General features: G+C 34.5%; 21 protein-coding genes. 12 read left to right on the top strand and 9 right to left on the bottom strand.

From position 1 onward, the window contains the following. Positions 1 to 20 precede the first annotated feature (20 nt). From gap to WH267_RS12200, 4 genes are all read right to left on the bottom strand, one after another. On the bottom strand, positions 21 to 1,028 hold the full coding sequence (gap, locus tag WH267_RS12215; RefSeq protein WP_115974003.1) for a type I glyceraldehyde-3-phosphate dehydrogenase: 1,008 nt from the start codon (positions 1,026 to 1,028) through the stop codon (positions 21 to 23). Between the two features lie 33 nt (positions 1,029 to 1,061). After that, positions 1,062 to 2,048, bottom strand: a complete 987-nt coding sequence (gene pfkA, locus WH267_RS12210) for a 6-phosphofructokinase (RefSeq protein WP_115974004.1) — start codon at positions 2,046 to 2,048, stop codon at positions 1,062 to 1,064. 83 nt (positions 2,049 to 2,131) lie between these two features. Then, positions 2,132 to 3,010, bottom strand: a complete 879-nt coding sequence (locus tag WH267_RS12205; RefSeq protein ID WP_340008538.1) for a DUF4846 domain-containing protein — start codon at positions 3,008 to 3,010, stop codon at positions 2,132 to 2,134. Between the two features lie 313 nt (positions 3,011 to 3,323). Continuing rightward, entirely contained in the window at positions 3,324 to 3,698 is a 375-nt protein-coding gene (locus tag WH267_RS12200; protein WP_115973598.1) for a winged helix-turn-helix transcriptional regulator, read from the bottom strand. A 96-nt stretch (positions 3,699 to 3,794) separates the two neighbouring features. On the opposite strand from WH267_RS12200, the gene WH267_RS12195 reads away from it, so the two are divergent. Both WH267_RS12195 and WH267_RS12190 read left to right on the top strand, forming a co-directional pair. After that, on the top strand, positions 3,795 to 4,433 hold the full coding sequence (locus WH267_RS12195; protein WP_340008536.1) for a peroxiredoxin-like family protein: 639 nt from the start codon (positions 3,795 to 3,797) through the stop codon (positions 4,431 to 4,433). Further along, positions 4,430 to 5,230: a DNA alkylation repair protein gene (locus tag WH267_RS12190; RefSeq protein ID WP_340008534.1), complete on the top strand. Its 801-nt coding sequence runs from the start codon at positions 4,430 to 4,432 to the stop codon at positions 5,228 to 5,230. Before WH267_RS12195 ends, WH267_RS12190 begins: the two co-directional genes overlap by 4 nt. Positions 5,231 to 6,412: 1,182 nt before the next feature. On the opposite strand, the gene WH267_RS12185 is transcribed toward WH267_RS12190, so the two are convergent. Continuing rightward, a complete protein-coding gene (locus WH267_RS12185; protein ID WP_340008532.1) occupies positions 6,413 to 7,171 on the bottom strand; it encodes a TIGR03915 family putative DNA repair protein in 759 nt (252 codons plus the stop codon). A 161-nt stretch (positions 7,172 to 7,332) separates the two neighbouring features. On the opposite strand from WH267_RS12185, the gene WH267_RS12180 reads away from it, so the two are divergent. Then, positions 7,333 to 8,169, top strand: coding sequence for a helix-turn-helix transcriptional regulator (locus WH267_RS12180; protein ID WP_340008530.1), 837 nt, complete (start codon positions 7,333 to 7,335; stop codon positions 8,167 to 8,169). Positions 8,170 to 8,223: 54 nt separating this feature from the next. Next, complete coding sequence (locus WH267_RS12175) at positions 8,224 to 9,642, top strand: S41 family peptidase (protein ID WP_340008528.1); 1,419 nt, start codon at positions 8,224 to 8,226, stop codon at positions 9,640 to 9,642. Here the strand turns inward: WH267_RS12175 and WH267_RS12170 are convergent. Beyond that, the gene (locus WH267_RS12170; protein ID WP_115973603.1) at positions 9,639 to 10,898 is read right to left on the bottom strand and encodes a putative DNA modification/repair radical SAM protein; all 1,260 of its coding nucleotides are present in this window, start codon (positions 10,896 to 10,898) and stop codon (positions 9,639 to 9,641) included. The two genes, WH267_RS12175 and WH267_RS12170, sit on opposite strands and share 4 nt — an antisense overlap. A gap of 156 nt (positions 10,899 to 11,054) precedes the next feature. Between WH267_RS12170 and WH267_RS12165 the strand changes: the two genes are divergently transcribed. From WH267_RS12165 to WH267_RS12135, 7 genes are all read left to right on the top strand, one after another. Next, positions 11,055 to 12,383 (top strand): hydroxymethylglutaryl-CoA reductase, degradative, encoded by a 1,329-nt coding sequence (locus WH267_RS12165; RefSeq protein ID WP_340008525.1) that lies wholly within the window; start codon positions 11,055 to 11,057, stop codon positions 12,381 to 12,383. A 166-nt stretch (positions 12,384 to 12,549) separates the two neighbouring features. Then, the gene (locus tag WH267_RS12160) at positions 12,550 to 13,620 is read left to right on the top strand and encodes a hypothetical protein (protein ID WP_340008523.1); all 1,071 of its coding nucleotides are present in this window, start codon (positions 12,550 to 12,552) and stop codon (positions 13,618 to 13,620) included. A gap of 1 nt (position 13,621) precedes the next feature. After that, on the top strand, positions 13,622 to 14,008 hold the full coding sequence (locus WH267_RS12155) for a DUF423 domain-containing protein (protein ID WP_340008521.1): 387 nt from the start codon (positions 13,622 to 13,624) through the stop codon (positions 14,006 to 14,008). A gap of 2 nt (positions 14,009 to 14,010) precedes the next feature. Further along, a complete protein-coding gene (locus WH267_RS12150; protein ID WP_115973607.1) occupies positions 14,011 to 15,288 on the top strand; it encodes a chloride channel protein in 1,278 nt (425 codons plus the stop codon). Between the two features lie 224 nt (positions 15,289 to 15,512). Next, complete coding sequence (locus WH267_RS12145; RefSeq protein WP_340008518.1) at positions 15,513 to 16,379, top strand: hypothetical protein; 867 nt, start codon at positions 15,513 to 15,515, stop codon at positions 16,377 to 16,379. 151 nt (positions 16,380 to 16,530) lie between these two features. Beyond that, the gene (sucC, locus tag WH267_RS12140; RefSeq protein WP_047386334.1) at positions 16,531 to 17,721 is read left to right on the top strand and encodes an ADP-forming succinate--CoA ligase subunit beta; all 1,191 of its coding nucleotides are present in this window, start codon (positions 16,531 to 16,533) and stop codon (positions 17,719 to 17,721) included. A gap of 76 nt (positions 17,722 to 17,797) precedes the next feature. After that, the gene (locus WH267_RS12135; protein ID WP_115973608.1) at positions 17,798 to 18,286 is read left to right on the top strand and encodes a hypothetical protein; all 489 of its coding nucleotides are present in this window, start codon (positions 17,798 to 17,800) and stop codon (positions 18,284 to 18,286) included. A 395-nt stretch (positions 18,287 to 18,681) separates the two neighbouring features. Here the strand turns inward: WH267_RS12135 and WH267_RS12130 are convergent, their stop codons facing one another. Then, positions 18,682 to 19,566 carry a mechanosensitive ion channel family protein gene (locus WH267_RS12130; protein ID WP_340008514.1) on the bottom strand — a complete coding sequence of 295 codons (885 nt, stop codon included), beginning with the start codon at positions 19,564 to 19,566 and terminating at the stop codon, positions 18,682 to 18,684. Positions 19,567 to 19,662: 96 nt separating this feature from the next. Between WH267_RS12130 and WH267_RS12125 the strand changes: the two genes are divergently transcribed. Next, positions 19,663 to 20,298: a peroxiredoxin gene (locus tag WH267_RS12125; protein ID WP_115973610.1), complete on the top strand. Its 636-nt coding sequence runs from the start codon at positions 19,663 to 19,665 to the stop codon at positions 20,296 to 20,298. Positions 20,299 to 20,401: 103 nt separating this feature from the next. On the opposite strand, the gene WH267_RS12120 is transcribed toward WH267_RS12125, so the two are convergent. Then, positions 20,402 to 20,995, bottom strand: a complete 594-nt coding sequence (locus WH267_RS12120; protein WP_115973611.1) for a hypothetical protein — start codon at positions 20,993 to 20,995, stop codon at positions 20,402 to 20,404. Between the two features lie 236 nt (positions 20,996 to 21,231). Then, positions 21,232 to 21,747 carry a hypothetical protein gene (locus tag WH267_RS12115; protein ID WP_340008511.1) on the bottom strand — a complete coding sequence of 172 codons (516 nt, stop codon included), beginning with the start codon at positions 21,745 to 21,747 and terminating at the stop codon, positions 21,232 to 21,234. Positions 21,748 to 21,769 lie beyond the last annotated feature (22 nt).

Raw genomic sequence — 21,769 nt, 5'->3', positions numbered from 1 at the left:
TATTACTTATCGCTCATTACTTATGATAAAGAAGCAGCGTGTACAAGCATATCAACTAACTTGTTAGAGTAACCCATTTCGTTGTCATACCAAGAAACAAGTTTCACGAAGTTAGGAGAAAGCATAATACCAGCATCTTTGTCGAAGATAGAAGTTCTCTTATCTCCTACGAAGTCCTGAGATACTACAGCCTCTTCAGTATATCCTAGGATACCTTTTAATTCACCTTCAGAAGCAGCTTTAATTACTGCACAGATTTCTTCATAAGAAGCAGCTTTTTCAATTCTCACTGTTAAATCTACTACAGAAACGTCAACAGTTGGTACTCTGAAAGACATACCTGTTAATTTTCCGTTTAATGAAGGGATTACTTTTCCTACCGCTTTAGCAGCACCTGTAGAAGAAGGGATAATGTTGTTAAGAGCAGCTCTACCACCTCTCCAGTCTTTCATTGAAGGACCGTCAACAGTTTTTTGAGTAGCTGTTGTAGCGTGTACAGTAGTCATTAAACCTTCTACGATTCCGAAATTATCGTGGATTACTTTAGCTAAAGGAGCTAAACAGTTTGTAGTACAAGAAGCGTTTGATAAAATTTTGATATCATCAGTAAGTTCCTTGTGGTTTACTCCCATTACGAACATTGGAGTATCATCTTTAGAAGGAGCAGAAAGGATTACTTTCTTAGCACCAGCAGTAATGTGTTTTGCAGCACTGTCTTTATCAAGGAATAAACCAGTAGATTCTACTACGTAATCTGCACCAATTTCGTCCCACTTTAGGTTACTTGGATCTTTCTCAGCAGTTACTCTGATTTTTTTTCCGTTTACCACAAGATCATTTCCTTCCACAGAAACTTCACCTGGGAAAATACCGTGTACAGAGTCATATTTTAACATGTAAGCCATGTATTCTGCATTGATTAGGTCATTGATTCCTACAACTTCAATGTTGTCTCTTTCAGTCATTGCTCTGAAAACAAGACGTCCAATTCTACCAAAACCGTTGATACCTACTTTAATTGTTGACATAATAGTTTGTTTTTATTAGATTTATAAAAATAATTAGATTGCTAAAATTTCTGAAATCAACATTAAATCTTTATTGATTTCGTTATGTTTTTTAATGGCTTCTTCAATAGGTGTATACACCACATCATTGGAACGCATTCCTGCCATTACATTGCTTTGCCCTTCCATTAATCCTACTACAGCACCATATCCCAATCTGCTGGCAAGTACTCTGTCTGCACAACTAGGAGATCCTCCTCTTTGCATATGTCCCAAAACCGCTACACGAATGTCATAATCAGGAAATATTTGTTTTGTTTTTTCTGCCAGTTCATAAACATTGGCCAGTTTTTCACCTTCAGCTACCACTACGATGCTGGATGACTTTCCTGTTTTTTCAGCTTTTCTGAATTTCTCAAAAAGATCATCCGTGCTGTCTTTTTTCTCAGGAATTAAAATATCCAAAGCACCTGTTGCCAATCCACTGTTTAAAGCAATAAAGCCAGCATCACGACCCATTACCTCTACAAAGAAAACTCTGTTGTGAGATGTTGCCGTATCACGGATTTTGTCAATCGCTTCCATAGCAGTATTCAGCGCAGTGTCATATCCGATTGTATTATCTGTTCCGAAAATATCATTATCGATGGTTCCCGGAATACCGATTACTCTGATTCCAAATTCCTCATTGAAGATCTTGGCTCCAGTAAAAGTTCCGTCTCCACCAATACATACCAATCCTTCGATACCTAGCTTTACGCAGTTATCATAAGCCTTCTGACGGCCTTCTTTGGTTCTGAATTCAGTAGATCTGGCAGACTTTAGAATTGTTCCACCTTGGTTGATTATATTTTTTACGGAACGGGCTCCCATTTTCAGGAAATCATTGCTGATAAGGCCATTGTAGCCTTCCCTTACTCCGTAGCATTCAATATTATAGTAATTGGCGGTTCTTACTACCGCTCTTAATGCTGCATTCATACCTGGAGAGTCTCCTCCTGAAGTAAGAACTGCAATCTTTTTTACAGCACTCTCTTTCATCTAGTAAAAAATTTCGAACACAAATTTACAAAAACAAGTTCAGATAATCGTAGTAACTTTTCAATAGTTTTGAATATATAGAATTAAAAGCTTCTGAAGTTTGTCGGTTTAAAAATATACCGCGCGGTTTTAGTCTCTGAAGCATTCACATCAAGATCATACCATGGCGAAATGTTTTTCTGAAAAGGATTGGATAACAGATGTATAGATTGAGCTGGTGTGAATCCCTCACTCAATAGAAATAATTTTTTGCCCTCCTTATTCTGGCAAACTCCGGCAATAAAAACCACATGTCCCGGACTTCCCGGAGTGATCAGAATGTCTCCGGTTTTTAAATCAGAGCTTTTTAACACCGGTTGGGTTTCCTTATTGAGTGAAATAGTTCCCGCATAATTGAAGATGAGGTCCAGATAATCTCTGAAACCCTGATAAGAATCATCAAATCCTGCCGTTTTTCTGAAGCTTACGGCATTACCATTAACGAAAGCTCTTGTTCCGTTTTTATAATCATTCCAAGTGAGAAGATGGCCACTGGTAAAATGAAACTTAATATCATCTGTCTTTTTTATTTTGTATAAAAATTCAGCTCTCAGGCGGATCACTGCATCTGCACATTGTTGAAGATCTTTATTTCCGGTATCAATATCAAAAACAGCTTCATGAAGATGCTGTGTGGAAATAGGAGAACCATCATATCTTAAAATCTGACTTCCATAAGGTTTCAGTTTAAAATTTTCAATAAAATATCCGAAAGAATCAGGCTTTTCTTCCTGCCACTGATAATCTTTGGGGGGAGAAAATCTTTCCTTGATGGTATTTTTATCTTGATGGATTTTTGTTGTATTTTCTGCGATGAGGTGTTCATGCTTATCAGTATCCTCTGAAAGTCTGCCACCTGGCTTTTCTTTACCACAACTTATGGCCAATAGAATAATGATGAAACTTAATGTAATTTTTTTCACGGTGTTTTTTTGATTCGGTTACAAATATGAGAATTTTTGTGAGATTTTGAAACTGTGAGTTGGCCCATCTTTGGTTTTGTTGGAAAGGGCTAAGAAACAAAAGGATTTACAAGTGTTTTTTAGCCATGAATACACGAAGGTTCATATTAAAATAAAATAGCTCTAAGATCTATGTTTCTATGCAGTTCAATCTTTTTTAACCACATAGAAATATAGATGATAAATGGACATTAAACTATTCGTGCATCCGTGACGATTATTCAGCAGTATTCAACTTTATCATAGATAAATCCTTGCGCCTTAATAATACAGCCTATTCATAGTAATCTTGCGTCTTTGCGTTTTCCAACACATTATCACCTTCAGGAATCAACAGTTTTCCCCAATCATTCAACTGCCACAGAATGGTAACCAACTTCTCCCCAAGTTCAGTCAGAGTATATTCAACTCTGGGAGGAAGCTCATTAAAAGACTGTTTCGTAAGAATACCATCTTCAACCATTTCTGTGAGCTGCTGATTAAGAACTCTTCGGTCTACTTTCGCAATTCCACGCAAAAATTCACTGGGGCGTTTCTTTCCCTCATTAATCTGCCAAACGATGGGAATTTTCCATTTTCCACTAATGGTATTAACGGCGACTTCCAATGGACAAATTTTATTTTCTTCAGCTCTTCCCTTTATTTCCATAAAATTGACTTTTTTATCCCTATGGGTGAAAAATATGCGTTATTGCTTATTTATAGCGGCTTTTAGACCTTTGTAAAAATAATAAAATTTAGAAAAATGAATACACTGGCCAAACAGATCGAACATTTGAATCAGGAATTATCTTCTCAGCTTCCACAGGAAATACTGGAGGCATTTGGAAACTCTATAGAGGATTTAAAGACAAAAAAAATTAATGAAAACAGCGTTCAGATAGGAGATCAAATGCCGGAACTTTCATTGCCCAATGCTTTTGGGGAAATAATCAACTCTGAAGACATCCTAAAAGCTGGGAAAATGATTTTAGCTTTTTACCGAGGAAGCTGGTGTCCTTACTGTAATCTGGAATTAAAATTTTTGCAGGATCATCTTTCCAGAATAAAAGATAAAGGAGCCACTTTAATTGCTGTTTCTCCACAAAGTCCGGATCAGTCTTTAAGCATGATGGAAAAAAATAAACTTGAGTTTGAAGTATTGACCGATATTGACAATAATTTTGCTGAAAAATTAGGAATCACTTTTCAGTTACAGGACTTTGTAATTCCTTACTATAAAAGTCTTGGAATTAATCTTTCTGATTTTAATAAAAATAATGATAATGTTTTACCGGTTCCAGCTGTTTTTGTAGTGGATGAAAATAGAAAGGTGACTTATAAATATTTAGACGTAAATTACATGAATCGAGTAGATGTGGAAGAATTAATAAATTCATTATGACAGAAAAAAGAAAAGGAGCCCGCTCTATAAAAGATATTCCAGCTGATATTTTATTCCAGTTAAACAGAGGTGAAATCGAAACAGCTAATCTTACAGAATGGCTGGCCGTAGACCAAAGACTTTTACTTAAAAGTTTATTAGAACAGAATAATAGAATAGAATATTTAAATCCGATTCTGGAAAAGGTGGGGCAGTTGAAAAAACAGACAGTCAATACAACCAATGAAGCTATTGGATTGGGAATCCTTGATCTTGCACTCAAAAACCGGGATGAAAATTTTCTTTCAAAGTTATCCACACATCAGGCAGATCTGGTTCGATGCTGGGCAGCTTATACCATTGGGCGAAATAACGCTTTTAATATTGAAGAAAAGCTGGAAAAGATCAAACCCTTTGCCTCAGACACTCATTTTGGGGTAAGAGAGATCTGTTGGATGACAGTACGTCCGGACATCTCGAAAAACCTTGGAGAAAGTTTGTCAATTTTATCAGGATGGACGAATCATGATAATGAAAATATCAGACGTTTTGCCAGTGAATCCACAAGACCAAGAGGAGTGTGGTGTGAGCATATCGATGAATTAAAGAAAAATCCGGGATTAGGACTGGAAATTTTAGAGCCATTACGATCAGATTCATCAAAGTATGTACAGGATAGTGTTGGAAACTGGCTTAATGATGCCAGCAAATCCCAACCGGAATTTGTAGTGGAAATCTGTGATGAATGGCTTCGGGAAAGTAATACAAAGGAAACTCAATATATTATCAAGAAAGCTCTTCGAACGATCAGAAAGTAAAAGTTATTCACAATTCAAAAAAACAGCAGTGTTTTTATTTTATACTATTGAATTACAGGTTTTTATGTATGTTTTAAATGAAAGAGTTTTCTCACTGATTTAGCAAATAGCGTTGATTTTATTTTCTTTAGCACATTATTTATCATCCATTCAAAACACAAACATCTGGGAAAATCTGCGTAATCTGTGGTAAAAAAAAGTTATCCACAATATGGGATTGTCAATTAATAGATGCTATATCTGTCATATTTATAGTAGTTTATGAAATATGTTTGTTGAAAAGGTTTTTCCGAAATAAGTCTAATAAATCGTGTTGGAAAGTTATCCACAATGTCGGAATATGAATTAAAAATCCTCTCAAATTTCTTCAGCTCAAAATATCATTTAAAAAAAGAATCATCTGTGTAAATCTGTGCAATCCGTGTTTAAAAAAGTTATCCACAATATGGGATTGTCGATTAATAGATGTTATATCTGTCATATTTATAGTAGTTTATGAAATATGTTTGTTGAAAAGGTTTTTCCGAAATAAGTCTAATAAATCGTGTTGGAAAGTTATCCACAATATCGGAATATGAATTAAAAATCCTCTCAAATTTCTTCAGCTCAAAATATCATTAAAAAAAAGAATCATCTGTGTAAATCTGTGCAATCCTTGGTTAAAAAAGTTATCCACAATATGGGATTGTCGATTAATAGATGCTATATCTATCATATTTATAGTAGTTTATGAAATGTGCTTGTTGAAAAGGTTTTTCAGAAATAAGTCTAATAAATCGTGTTGGAAAGTTATCCACAATGTTGGAATATGAATTAAAAATCCTCTCAAATTTCTTCAGCTCAAAATATCATTTAAAAAAAGAATCATCTGTGTAAATCTGTGCAATCCGTGTTTAAAAAAGTTATCCACAATATGGGATTGTCAATTAATAGATGCTATATCTGTCATATTTATAGTAGTTTATGAAATGTGCTTTTTGAAAAAGTTTTTCCGAAATAAGTCTAATAAATCGTGTTGAAAAGTTATCCACAATGTCGGAATATGAATTAAAAATCCTCTCAAATTTCTTCAGTTCAAAATATCATTTAAAAAAAGAATCATCTGTGTAAATCTGTGCAATCCGTGATTAAAAAAGTTATCCACAATATGGAAATTTGAATTTGAATCACCCCTATTTAAAATCACCATTTCTCAGTCAGATACTTCCAATATCTTTTAGGAACATGTTGTACATGAAGTTTCAGGTTTTTCCTTTCAATAATATTGGTTTTTGTAAAATATCGCTGCCAAAGCGTTTGATAGTTCTTTTCCTCCTCATGAAAGCTCTCCTGATAATTCCTGATATCCAGTTTTTCATCCGGATAAAAGAAATCTGAGGTTTCCAGATCATAAAGAATTCCATAGTTTCTTCTCAAGTCATAGATCATCCACTTCTGATCCTGATAACGGTCACTAAAATGTTTTCTGATCAAAGGAAGAACATTGAAATCAGGATCTATTTTTGAGAAAAAAATATCGTCCTGCATTTTCTCGAAACGGACAAAAGCGGTCATTCGATGACTTTCTCTGTCAACTGACTTACAGATTTTGGAAATCTTCATGATATCAGCATCTGCGTAGTTTTCCAGAATATTTTCTTCTGGATTTTTTATAGATTGTCTTACTGCGGATAATATTACTTTCTCCAATTCCGGATCTTCAGATAAGAAAACTTTTAAAAGTTTATAAATACCCTGCTTACCAATATTTTGTTCCAATTTTTTCAGGACCCGATCAGATTTATCTGCTTGGGTAATGACTTCATGGATCTCAGCAAAAATATTTTCCTGATAGAATCTTTCTTTGCTTGCTATTTCTACATTCTGATAACGGTATTCGAAAACTTCAAATATCGCTGTGAAAAGGCCTTCGAAACTGCCATCATAAAGTATTGTGTGCATCTGATATAATAAATCTAAATTGTATAAATAATTTTTTGAAAACTGTCAGACGATTTAATCATCTTTAAAAGCTTTCTAACCCAAGAAAGTTTATTAAATTTATTTTTCGGAATCCGTCTTTAAATTCAGTACCGAAGATACTCTAAAAATAAAATACTAGGATGAACTCAATGATCATAAAACCTAAAAATGAGATTCTGAAAAAATATATTCAGTATTTCCTGTTCTTTAAAAAAACGGATCAGGAACGTTTAAATTATACTACTTTTCCCAATACTAATCTCTGTCTTGCAATTTATAAATACAATCAGGTTTCCTATACGAATGAAGGTGAAACTAACCTTTGTGAAATTACCAACGGTAATACTTTTATAAGCCGGTTATATGGATTTCATAAAGCTCCTTTTAATGTAAATATTCATTGTGCCCTGGATCAGATATGCATTGTTTTTCAACCTTCGGCTCTAAGGGTTTTTACTGATGAGTCTTATGAAAATCTCATGCTTTCCGAGACTGTTTTTAATGAGATGTTCCCTTTTGAAAGAAATTTTCTTGATGAAATTTTTGACATGGCTGATTTTGCAAAAAGAGCTGATGCGCTTGAAATTTTGCTTTGTGAAAATTTAAAAGACAATATTCCCTACAAAATAAAAGAGGCATTGATCCTTATTAATAATAATGAATTTCTAAGTATTGATGAGCTTTCTAAGAACCTTAAAATTAGTGAAACTACATTATTCCGTTTATTTAAAAATAATTTGGGACAGAATCCTAAATCTTACCTAAAAACAATACGATTCAGGAACGTATTGAATGATATTTTGAAACCGAGAAATTCTCTCACAGGAATTGCATATCAAAATCAATATTATGATCAGTCTCATTTTATTAAAGATTTTAAAAATCTTACAGGATTTGCACCCAATAAAATAGCAGAAAAAATATCTGTGACCCAAAAAGATTTAACATGGATTTATCAAAAATTAGAAAATGAATGATTTTTACAATTTTTATACTCTTTAATTGTTGTTTTTTGCCTGAAAATATTGTTAATGAAAATTAAACTTTTTGTGTGGATTGCTGTTGTGTTTTCCTGTAATCTTTGGAATGCACAGACCTCATGTAATTGTAAAGAGGTGTTACAGAAAATAATTTTGAAAATTGAAAGCGAATATCCCGGATTTGATACCAAAACAAAAGATAAGCTTCTGTATGAAACCTTGAAGAAAAATACGCTTACTTCTTCTGATAATGTGAAGAATGATGAAGCTTGCCTGGATGTGTTGAAAAGCTATACAGGTTTTTTCAAAGACAGACATATTTGGGTTCTGCCCAACCAGGTCAGCCAGGCTGTTCCAAAGCCGGGGATTAATACTAAGCCATTAGATATAAATCTTAAGAAATTCAGAAAAGAAATTCAAAAGCAAAAAGATGAATTTGAAGGAATTTGGAAAAATGACGATTATGAAATTGGTGTCAAGAAAATAAATGACAAAGAATATGTAGGATTTATTATAAAAGCTGACCCAGCATACTGGAAGCCTAATGAAATTAAATTCAGAATATTCTCAGATGGAAGTTATGAATATTACAGCCAGGATCATTCTATACAAAAAGGAAAATATAAGATGTATGACAACACACTTTTATCCTTTAATGAGATCAAAATCAATTTTGTAAAACAACTCCCTCATCCAGCATTGAGTGCTACAGAAATTGAAGGTAAAATAAGCGAAATCAATGGAACTTATATCAAAAAAATAAGCCCAAAAACAGTGATGATCAGGCTTCAATATTTCAGTTATTCATTTGTAGATAAAATAGAAAAACTACTGAAAGACAATAAGAAAACTTTGGAGGAAGCAGAGTTCTGGATTATTGATGTAAGAGGTAATGGAGGAGGAACAGATAATGCTTATAGAAATATTTTGCCTTACATTATGACCAATTCTATAAGAAAACTTGGCGTTGAATATTTAGCGTCACCTACATTAATTCAGACTTCGGAAAATTATTTAAAAGGAATAATGAAAGATTCTATTAAAAATAAAGAAGAAATAATCAATTTAAAGACAAGAATTGCCCAGTTAAAAAATAGCCCGGGAGAATATGTGAATCATAACCGGAGTAAGGTCACTGTTGATTCAATCTCCTTAGCTGTTAAAAGTCCTGCTCAAATTGTAATTTTAGCAGATAATCATACCGGAAGTGCTGCTGAAAATTTTCTTTTAAGTGCAAAACAAAGCAAAAAAGTTAAAATTATGGGAACTCCGTCTTCAGGAGTTCTGGACTATGCTAATGCAATGTTTTTCGACTATGGATGCAATGATTATAAATTACTGATGCCTACTTACCGATCTTTCAGATTACCGGACTATCCTATTGATAACATCGGAGTTCAGCCAGATATTTATCTTGACGAAAGTGTTAAAGACTGGGTTCATTTTGCGGTAGATTATTTGGAAAATTAAAATAAACTCAGCTGCTGTGAAAATTGATTATGAAATTTAGAAGAACTTCCACCAATCAATAGTTGTCTGAAGTTTTTATCCGTTAAATATTTCAGATAGGCATTGCCTGCATTAAAATCAATAAAATATTTAGCCCTGTTAACAGCTGTTCCCAATTGTTTCAAATGATCCAGTGTTAACATCTGAAAACGTCTTGCACTGATGATTTTCTGAGCAGATTTGACACCAATTCCCGGAATTCTTAAAATCATCTGATAATCGGCAGTCTGGATATTTACTGGAAACTGATGTAAATTTCGGAGTGCCCAGCTCAGCTTGGGGTCCATTTCTAAATCAAGAAAAGGAATATTGGGATCTAAGATTTCTTCAGCTTTAAAGCCATAAAATCGCATCAGCCAGTCAGATTGGTATAATCTGTTTTCACGAAGCATCGGAACTGCAGTAGTGAGTGAAGGAAGTCTGTTGTCCTCTAAAACCGGAACATATCCTGAATAATAAACTCTTTTTAAGTTGAAATTTTTATAAAAGTGATCTGCAACTTTGATAATTTGCAGATCATTTTCATTAGTGGCTCCTACAATCATTTGTGTAGATTGTCCTGCAGGGGCAAATTTAGGAACCTTCTTTAAAATCTTTTTTTCGTCCTGATACTGGATTATCCCTTTTTGAATATATCTCATAGGGTTGATCATATCCTCTCTGTTCTTTTCAGGAGCTAATAATTTTAAACCACTTTCGGTTGGGATTTCCAGATTTACCGAAAGCCTGTCCGCATATAATGCTGCTTCCTGCATTAATTCATCGCTCGCTCCCGGAATGGATTTCAAATGAATATAACCGTTGAAATTCTCTTCCAGACGTAATTTTTTGGCAACTCTTACAAGCCGTTCCATCGTTGTATCTGCATTTTTGAAAATTCCGGAACTTAGAAATAATCCTTCAATAAAATTCCTGCGGTAAAAATTAATGGTCAGGTCTACAACTTCCTCTACCGTAAATGCCGCCCTTTTTATATCATTTGAACTTCTGGATACACAATAAGCACAATCATAAATACAATGATTGGTCAGTAAAATCTTGAGTAAAGAAACACATCTACCATCTTCGGTATAGGTATGACAAATGCCGCTTGCGGAACTATCCCCCAAAGCCCCTTTTTTATTCTTTCTGGTTCCTCCGCTTGATGAGCACGAAACATCATATTTTGCAGCATCTGCGAGGATTTCAAGCTTTTCTTTAAGACGGTCAAAATTCATACAGTAAAGAGTTTGATATTATTTGTATCTTAATTATGTTTTAATTTTGTTCAAATTTAGCTCCAAAATTGATAAATGTCAACCTTTTTTCATAGAAGTTATCAACAAAAAAGAGTCTCAAAATCATTATATTTACGCCTCATTAAAGTTTATATCATGAATCATAAACCGATCGAAGGTTTTTCCAAGCTTCCAAAGCAGGGGAAAATCGACTGGCTTGTAAACGAATATCTTGAAGGTAATCAGGAATATCAAAATATATTAAAGCAATATTGGAATGAAGATGCAGATCTTCAGAAACTTCACGAAGAGTTTTCTGAAAATACAATTTCCAATTTCTATATGCCCTACGGAATTGCGCCCAATTTTTTAATTGACGGAAAATTATTGGCACTTCCAATGGCCGTTGAGGAAAGTTCAGTAGTAGCTGCTGCTTCCAAAGCTGCAAAATTCTGGATTGATAAAGGAGGTTTTAAAACAACTATCATCAATACAGAAAAATTGGGACATACCCATTTTATTTTCGATGTAGAACCTCACAAATTATTACATTTCTTTAATTTCAGTTTAAAGAAAAAATTACTTGAATCTACAGAAGATATTACGGCCAATATGAGAAGACGTGGCGGTGGTATTTTGAATATCAACCTTGTGGATAAAACAGCAGAAATGCCTAATTACTACCAGCTGAAGGCTAGTTTTGATACAGTAGACTCAATGGGAGCTAACTTTATCAATTCATGTCTTGAACAGTTTGGAAAAACCCTGAGACAGGAAGTTGCAACAAGCGATGACTTCACTCAGGAAGAAAAGAATTCATTGCAGATCGTAATGAATATCCTTTCCAACTTTACCCCTGATTGTATCGTAAGAGCTGAAGTTTCCTGTAAAATGGAAGACCTGAAAGATGACAGCGGAATTTCTCCTGAAGAATTTGCTGCTAAATTTAAGCAAGCCGTTACTATCGCGGAAATTGAACCTTACCGTGCAACCACTCACAATAAAGGAGTGATGAACGGAGTAGATGCTGTAGTAATTGCTACCGGAAACGACTTCAGAGCAACAGAAGCTTGTGCCCATGCATATGCAGCAAGAGACGGACAATACAGATCATTAACTCATTGTACAACTGATAACGGAGTTTTCAGATTCTGGATAGACCTTCCGATTTCTGTAGGAGTAGTAGGAGGTTTAACAAATCTTCACCCTTTGGTAAAATTCTCTTTAGCTTTACTTGGAAAGCCATCCGCTCAGGAATTGATGAGTATTCTGGCTGTTTCAGGATTGGCCCAAAACTTTGGGGCATTGCGTTCATTAGTAACAACAGGAATTCAGAAAGGTCACATGAAAATGCACTTACTGAACATTCTGAACCAATTAGGTGCTACAGAAGAAGAAAAAGAACATTTTGTAACATACTTTAAAGACAAGACAGTTAGCCATCATGAGGTTATCAATGAGTTTAACCGAATGAGAGAAAACTAATGTTACAGATAATTCTGCCCATCCTGTTTCTGGCCTTTGGATTTTATTTAAAGAAAACAACATCACCTGGCTTCAGAACTTCCAAGAAATTTGCCAATATGTTTATTATACTGGGGATTTCTACCTTGGTAGCCAAGTTTATTTTAATGTATTTAAATTCAAAATAGTGAAAAAAAAGGTCTTATTTTTCATGCTGGTTTCCGGTTTAAGTTTTTCACAACAGAAAAATTTAAAAATAAGTGACTTGCAGCCAAAAACGAAAGACTTTGTTTTTCCTGTTATTTCCTATTCCGATAATTCCGGAATAGAGAATAAGATCAATCTTTTTCTTCAGGTAAGCGAACTGGAATATATTCCCGCATCAGAAGGAAATCCTTCTGAAAAGGTGAATGCAGGAGCTACTTCATACGCAAACTATGTATATTTCTATGATTGGAAAAAGTTGGAAACTCCTAAAAATATTCTAAGTATCAGTATTGATGGTGAAGCTTCAGGAGCTTATCCCGAAGAATTTTCAGACTGGAAAAATTTTGATATGAGGACCGGAAATTATATCAATGCTGAAGATTTATTTCAAGCAGGCACTATTAAGACTGTCAATGGTTTGATTCAGAAGAAAATCGAAAAAAGAGTCAATAACTTTCTCATCAAGCTAAAATCTCAAAAAAATGCGTCAGAAGATGTTCAGGAACAGATTGGCTTATATGAAGGGTGTTTCACGGATTACACATTGAATGGCATCAGGTATTTCTTTGGAAAAGATAAGTTGACCTTTGTGGCAGGCAGATGCTCCAATCATGCGATGCGGGTTCTGGATGATTTGGGAAGTCATAAACTTGAATTCACCTATAAAGAACTTGAAAAATATTGGAGCCCTTATGCCAAAAATCTGATTTCCGGTTCTGAAAAAATTGATAGAACAAGTCCTGGAAATAAATTGTACAAAGGAAAAATTGATGGAAAATATCCGATTACGGTTTTGTTCAACGAAATCAATGAAGACGATTCCTTCTCAGCAACTTATTGGTATGATAAGAATAAGAAACAAATCAACTGGAGAGGAGAATTTGTTCATGATCATTTTTCAATCACAGAAGACGGTTACCATAGTGAAGAATTGAAACAATGGATACCAAGAGCCTTAGTGGAAGCCGATTTAAAAGGAAATAAAATCATCGGAACCTGGCAGGACAATAAAACAAAAAAATATTTAACCCTAGAATTAGAAGAGTTATAAAATGAAAACAATTACTTTAGTTTTTGGAGCAGTTTACGGAATGATATCTGTAATCCTGGGTGCATTCGGAGCACATGCTTTAAAGAAAATATTAGCTGTTGAAAGACTGGAAAGTTTTGAAACCGGAGTACGATATCAGATGTACGCAGCATTTTTTCTGTTGATCATCGGATATATTTTAAAATTTGAAACTTCTGCAGAAAAATGGACATCCATTTTAATGATTGCAGGAACATTGTTATTCTCAGTGAGTATCTATTTCCTGAGCATGCAGGATTACCTGGGAATGAACCTTAAATTCTTAGGACCTATCACTCCGCTGGGAGGTTTGATGATGATTTTAAGCTGGGGAATGCTGATTTTTTATTTTGCTAAAAACAAAATTTAAAAATGAAAATCAATAGAAGAAGACGGATTATAAGAACGTTTAACCTTTTGGATCAACCGATGAGGTTCAATCCGTTCGTATTCAGCCGTACTTTTTTCATGTGGGCCTTTACAGGGCTGGTAGGAGGTATTATTGCCGGTGGATATTGGATTGTGCTGGAACATTTTACTGAGTTTTTAGCCCATTTCCAGGGCTGGCAGGTAATTCCAACAATGGCAATCTGTGGACTGCTGGCAGGTTTGGTCATTCATTTTATAGGTGACCCTGGAGAAATCCATCTGATTGTGAATAATATCAGATTCAACAAAGGAAAACTGGAACCTAAAAATAATCCATCCATGATTCTTTCCTCCCTCTTTTGTGTGGCATCTGGCGGAAGTTTAGGACCGGAAGCTCCTTTAGTACAGGTTACCGGATCTACAGGAACCTGGCTTGGGAAAATTTTCAGATTAAAAGGCGAAGAACTGCGTTCATTGAGTATTGCAGGGATGGCTTCAGGTTTTACCGCTCTTTTTGGAGCGCCACTTGGAGGAAGTCTTTTCTCATTGGAAATTTTACATCATAAACATGCGGTTGAATATTATAAAGCCATTATTCCGGCATTGGTTGCAAGCTGTTTCAGTTATCTGATGTTTGCTTTAATTATTCATTTGGGAATTGGAGCAACCTGGGATCTGAAAGCCTATCATTACACCGGAGTATATGATTTTCTATACGCAACTTTATTTGGGGCTGTAGGAACCTTTTTTGGCTGGATTTTCATCTTTGTAGTGAAATTCTTCAAAAAGGTTTTTGAATACAGAAAATTTCCAATCTACATCAAAACATTAGCAGGAGGGCTTCTGTTAGGGATTATTGCTTACAATTTTCCGATCACAAGATACTTTGGACACAACGAAATCAATCAGTTAATCGGAGGGAATTTCGGATTGAACTTCCTGATTTTGGTTTTGGTTTTTAAAATATTAGCCATTGCCATTACGGTTACTTCAGGCTGGAGAGGAGGTTTTATCATTCCGCTGTTCTTTGTAGGAACGACTTTGGGACTCATTATCCACAATTTATTTCCAAGTGTAGACACAACTTTAGCTATTGTAAGCTGTATGGCAGCTATTAATGCTTGTGTAACAAGAACACCAATGAGTACAACCATTATTCTGGGAACATTAACTGGGTTTACCTATTTTGTTCCTATTTTGTTCGCTAGTCTTACAGGATATTTCCTTGCTCCGAGAATTCCTTTTATCGGTTCTCAGTCGGAAAAGCTGGTAGAAGAATAGTTATAAATATATATACATTTAAAAGTCAATACTTGGTCAGGAGAGTATTGGCTTTTTTGTTTTTTTATGATAGTTTTGCCACTCAAAATTTTTAAATATAGATGGGGAGTTATTCTACTTTTTTATAGTATTTATAAATACTGAAGCAGCGAAATAATAATAAAAACCGATATTATTTCTACAAAAAATACATGTTATTAAAGAATATAAATAAAGAATATAAAATGAAAAAGATCTTATTTATACTGATGTGCATTCCCTGTTTTGTTTTCTCCCAAAAATATTTTTTACTGGATAGTTTAAAAAACCATTTTAGGATAGAAACTTTTACACTGGACACCTCTGAATTGTACGGGATCAGGAAAAATATCAATGTGTATAATGTTCACCTTACCAAACATGATATTCTTTTACTTACAGTGCTTCCTGATCTGGATGAAAGAATCCTTCCGGGAACAGATGAAAGAGGGCAAAACTGGACTATACTGGATGTCGGGAAGTTAAAAAAGGAGGATATTATCTCAAAATCAAAAGTAAAAGAAATAGCTTCTGACTGGATGGCTTCCAATACTCCGGACAAAAAAACTATGGATTTCAGGGTAGTGAAAAAAGTGAATGACAGTTATTATGTTTCAAAAATGTGCCTGACTGAACTTTTCAGGATTACTTCTCTAAAAACACCTTTTATTTCTTCATATGGATCACTGAATATTGCTGAACCGAAAACTACAATAAAGGAGGTGGAGAAGAGTTTTAAAGAGCAGTTTCCCAACCGGAAATTCATTATGGATGTAACAGATATAGACTATCTTAAGAATCTTGATGATCCGTTCAGTTTTAGGAATTATCTTTCCAAAGAATATACAATCCAAGGAAAAAAAGCCTATCAGTTTTGGACTTTTGACGGCTGGTGGATCATTGATGGATATAATGAGCACCGTGGAATAGACAGATTGGTATATATGCCGGAAAAAGGAATTGTAGGCGGGTCCTATGATTTTTATTTCAGATACCGCTCCAGGATTTCAGATTACAAGTTATGGAACAATATTGTGAATGAAAAAGTAATGATTGCTGAAGAGGTGAAATAATAGGATCACTATTGAGATGAACTTAAACTAATTGATTTTTATCAATAATTTTAAATTTGCCTTCAACTTCTCTTTGGTAATTCTTTAAATCTAAACTCTTTTTAGTAAATTTGTCAACCTTTAAATATTAAAATAAAATAATAAAAATAATATGAATCTTCACGAGTATCAATCAAAAGAGATTTTATCAAAGTATGGAGTAGCTATCCAACGTGGTTTCGTTGCAAACAACGTAGAAGAAGCTGTAGCAGCTGCTGAAAAATTGACTGCTGAAACCGGAGCTCAGGCTTGGGTTGTAAAAGCACAGATTCACGCAGGTGGTCGTGGTAAAGGTGGGGGTGTTAAGTTTTCTCCAAACATGGATAAACTTAAAGAAAACGCTCAGAATATCATCGGAATGCAGTTGGTAACTCCACAAACTTCTGCTGAAGGTAAAAAAGTACACTCTGTTTTGGTTGCAGAAGATGTTTATTATCCTGGAGAATCTGAAACTAAAGAATTTTATGTTTCTATTCTTTTAGATAGAGCTGAAGGGAAAAATACAATCGTATATTCTACTGAAGGTGGTATGGATATTGAGCACGTTGCAGAAGTAACTCCTCACTTAATCCACAACGAACTTATTGATCCAGCTATCGGTCTTCAAGGATTCCAGGCTAGAAAAATTGCTTTCAACCTAGGTCTTGAAGGGAATGCTTTTAAAGAATTTGTGAAATTTATTTCATCTCTTTACAATGCTTACACAGGTATTGATGCTTCTCTTTTCGAAATCAACCCAGTGTTGAAAACTTCTGATAACAAAATTATCGCTGTAGATGCTAAAGTAACTTTAGATGACAACTCATTGTTCCGTCACAAAGACTTAGCTGAACTTAGAGATACAAGAGAAGAAGATCCAATGGATGTTGAAGCTGGTGAAGCTGGTCTTAACTTCGTAAAATTGGATGGTAACGTTGCTTGTATGGTAAACGGTGCTGGTCTTGCAATGGCAACTATGGATATCATCAAATTATCAGGTGGTAACCCTGCTAACTTCCTTGACGTAGGAGGTACTGCTGATGCTCAGAGAGTACAGACTGCTTTCGGAATCATCTTAAGAGATCCAAACGTAAAAGCAATCCTAATCAACATCTTCGGAGGTATCGTAAGATGTGACAGAGTTGCTCAGGGTGTTGTAGATGCTTACAAAGCTATGGGTAGCCTTCCAGTTCCATTGATCGTAAGATTACAGGGAACTAACGCTGTAGAAGCTAAAAAATTAATTGACGAGTCTGGTCTTCCGGTTCACTCTGCAATTACTTTAGAAGAAGCTGCAAACAAAGTAAAAGAAGTTTTAGCATAATCTAAAATTTTCAGATAAAATAAGAAACCGTTTCATTTTTGGAACGGTTTTTTAATGCGTATAAGAAACTATATTTATGAAAAACTTATACATTCCTGAACCATGTTCTGAAAACTGGGAATCTATGTCTTCACAGGAAAAAGGAAAGTTCTGTGCTGTCTGCAGTAAATGTGTGATTGATTTTACTCAAAAGAGTCCTCATGAAATTGAGCAAATCCTCACTGAAAAAGAAAATGAAAAGGTTTGTGGTAGATTTTATAATCATCAGCTAAATATTGAAGATGGTCCATCACAAAAAGTTAAAAATCAATTTTTCAGATTTATTCCGAATGTTTTTCAAAACAGTAAAATTACACTTGCTATACTTTCTTTTGTTCTGTTCCTAGCCGGATGTTCAAAAGAAAAAGAGATGAAAATGGGTGACGTAGCTGTAGAGCTCAATGAAGATACGCTGCCTAATGAAAATATAACGTTGGGAGAGCCTCTTAAGATAAATAAAGATACTGTTGCCCAGATGCCCCAAAAAGACAGTACTGTAGTTTCTAAAAAGCATAATAAGAAATAGCTTACCGGATATTATAAGAACACAAAGTCTTTTTTGAGATACATTCTATGTAAAATCTATGTGGTTCAGAATTTTTAAACCCCATAGGCTTTATACATAATTAAAATTATTCATGCATCCGTGACGATTATCATCCAGCATACAATTTTATCGAAGATAAAATCCTCGCGCCTTAAAAACACTCACATATCCTAAAATCTTTGCGCCATTGCGTTTACCAACAAATAAAAGCCGCTCCAAAAATTGAAACAGCTTTTTATGATTATAGTTTATCCACAAACATCTGAGAAATCCGCAGGAAATATATTATCTACTTATTTTTATTCTCTTTTCAATGTAAAAGATTCTTCCTTCGTCAGATGACAGTGAGACAAATCATATATAGTTATCTAATACTATTTATCCTGACTTTCAGGTAAGTTACTTTCTCCATTTGTAATACTAATACTCGTTGGAGTTACCAACTGGATTTTATCCACATCAAATCGCTCCTTAATGTTTAAATAAGCTTTACTTTTTACCTGTGCCAGATTAGCTCCAATTTTAATCCAGAATTTAACCTGTAGATTAAATGACCCCTGTTTCAGATCGGTAAAAATGACCTCTGCAGTATCTAACTTATCCACATTATCAAGGTTTTTTACCACCTCCAGAATACTTTTCTGGGCTTTACTGATATCTTCATCTGCAGGAATTTCAAAATTTAAGATGATTCTACGCTGAGGCGAAGCTGTAATATTATAAAATGGAGCATTGAAAATAACCTGATTCGGGATATATGCTTTCTTACCATCATCAGTAAGAATTTTTGTGGTTAAAAATCCGATTTCCTGTACCGTACCGGAATGAGCTCCGATGGTAATATAATCACCCACTTTAAAGGCTTTGTCAATACCAATAAGCATTCCTGAAAAGATACTTGAAACAAGGTCTTTTAATGCGACTCCGGCAATAACTCCGGCTACTCCCAAACTTCCTATAAATTTCCACAGAAACCCACTGAATCCCATTATTTCAAGGGAAATAAAAGTTCCCATCAGCATAATCAGGAACCTGAAGATACTGATTAAGGTCACCAGTGAGCTCTCTTTCTCACTTTTAGGGAAGAATTTGTGAAATAGTTTTACGGCAATCTGGCTCATGTATTTACTTGTAATGAGGAAGAATGTAAATACTAAAATGCCGACAATCAGTTTAGGGGTAAGCTCTGCAAACGTTACATACCAACTTTCCAATACCTTATACACCATGTCAATGTAGGTGAGTCCGGTTTTCTCCATGAATAAAATTTTACCTTAAAGATATAAATTTTCATTAAAAATTTTGTTAGTGTCAAAAAGTCTATTAAATTTGTAGACTAACAAATGCGAAATATTATGTCAATCAAATTAGGAGATACAGCACCCAACTTTCAGGCAGAAACCTCTGCGGGGGATATTAATTTTTATAGTTACCTGGGGGATTCCTGGGGGATTCTGTTTTCGCACCCGGCAGATTATACACCGGTGTGCACTACAGAATTGGGATATACTTCTAAATTACAATCTGAATTTGCCCAAAGAGACACAAAGGTAATTGCTTTAAGTGTGGATGGGGTAGAGGATCATCAGAACTGGGTAAAAGACATTAATGAAACTCAGCATACTGAAGTTCAGTTTCCGATCATAGCGGATAAGGATAGAAAAGTTTCAGAACTGTATGATTTTATTCATCCTAATGCTTCTGCTACAGCAACAGTGCGTTCGTTATTGATTATTGATCCAGCGAAAAAGGTAAGGCTTATTATTACCTATCCTGCCTCTACAGGACGGAATTTTAATGAAATCCTGAGGGTATTGGATTCTTTACAATTGGTTGACAATTATCAGGTGGCTACTCCTGTCAACTGGGAAAACGGAGAGGATGTTATCGTTCCGCCAACGGTTTCTACAGAAGAGGCCATCAAAAAATTCCCTAAAGGCGTTACGGAAATAAAGCCGTACCTAAGATATACGCCCCAACCCAATACATGATTTATTTGATTTTTTATAGTTTAGTTTTAATTTGTACGAAGAGCGCCCCGAAAATAAATTTCGGGGCGCTTTCAAATTTTTTATAAAGTGTATAAGTAATTGATTACTTAACGTCGTTAATAACTTGCTTAGCTTTAGAAGTTGGTAAATAAACACTAAATCCAAGATTAAAAGTAATGTTAGATGTTAATCCTGTATTTCCAAAACCTGTAACACCAGCATATTTTACCAAACCTTCTAGTCCGATATTTGGAGTGATAAAGTAAGAATAACCTGGTCCAGCACCAAAGTCAAGACCTGTAGTAGAGTTACCTCCTTGGCTGATAGAATATCCACCAACACCTACGTTACCTTCGAAGAACCATCTTCCGTGATGTAATAAGTTGTTAACACCTTGTTCTCCCGGAGAAAGATAGTAACGTCCTAAAGCTCCTACACCATAATCAAATCTTGTACTTGAATCTTTAGAAGATTTACCGATACCTAAATTTACATATCCACCAACAGCTACATTATCTTCGATGAAATAAGCTCCTTTTGGTTGTAGGTTAATTTGGTATCCACCACCTGTGTTTAATCCGAAATTACTTGTTACTAAACTACTTCCTACCATCCAATTACCTTTCTGAATCTGAGCGTTTGCAGTTGCTGTTAAACCTGCTACGGCTAATACTCCTGTTAAAATAAGTTTTTTCATAATTTATTATTTTAATAATTAAATGTTTATTATTCACGAATTATAGAAAAAACAATAAATGTGCCAGAGTCTTAATTTTAGACAATTTTTCTAAATTAATGTTAATAATATCAATGAGATAGGATGGAAATTTTTAACATTATTATTGAATATTTCATAATTATTAATAATGAAGTCAGAAAGCCAAAAGGGAATATTATTGAATTTTTAAAAAATCTTAATTCTCTTTTATCATTTTAAATACACAAAAGGAGAATAGATATAATAAGTCCTGCAATTGTAAACTTGATTCCACGCTTGAAAGCTTTTGTCTTAGGATTAAACATCCAGAAACTCGAGATTACAAAGAAGAAAAGTGCAACTCCGAAAAATACACTTAGAGGAGCAATAGCATCTTTAGACTGTGATTTGTGAAGAGAAACCATTTTATCCAGTACAAAAGGCAGTTCCATTTTTGAATACTTAGCAACCCCTGTAGAAGAATCATAGGTTCCTTTTTTAAAATGAAGAACGGTACCTTCAGTTTTTTCCACTTCAAGACCTTTCATTTTCAATTCCTTTTTCAGTTCTTTTTCAGAAAGGTTTGCGGATAAAGTCTTTTCGTACTTTTTTTCACTCTTTAGAAAATCGGTGTCTCTGTAGACCAAAACAATTCCACTTACGGCATACACAGCCATAATACCTGCCAGAAAATATCCCAGATAACGGTGTGTAATTCTCATGAAACTTCTTGTGTCTTTAATCTTATCCATATCGTTTTTTTGTTTTGTTTTT

It is taken from the genome of Chryseobacterium sp. MYb328, assembly GCF_037572595.1.
In the GTDB taxonomy this organism is placed as follows: domain Bacteria; phylum Bacteroidota; class Bacteroidia; order Flavobacteriales; family Weeksellaceae; genus Chryseobacterium; species Chryseobacterium pennae.
Note: the sequence above shows the minus strand (reverse complement) of the source record. Positions and strands in the feature narration are given on the sequence as shown.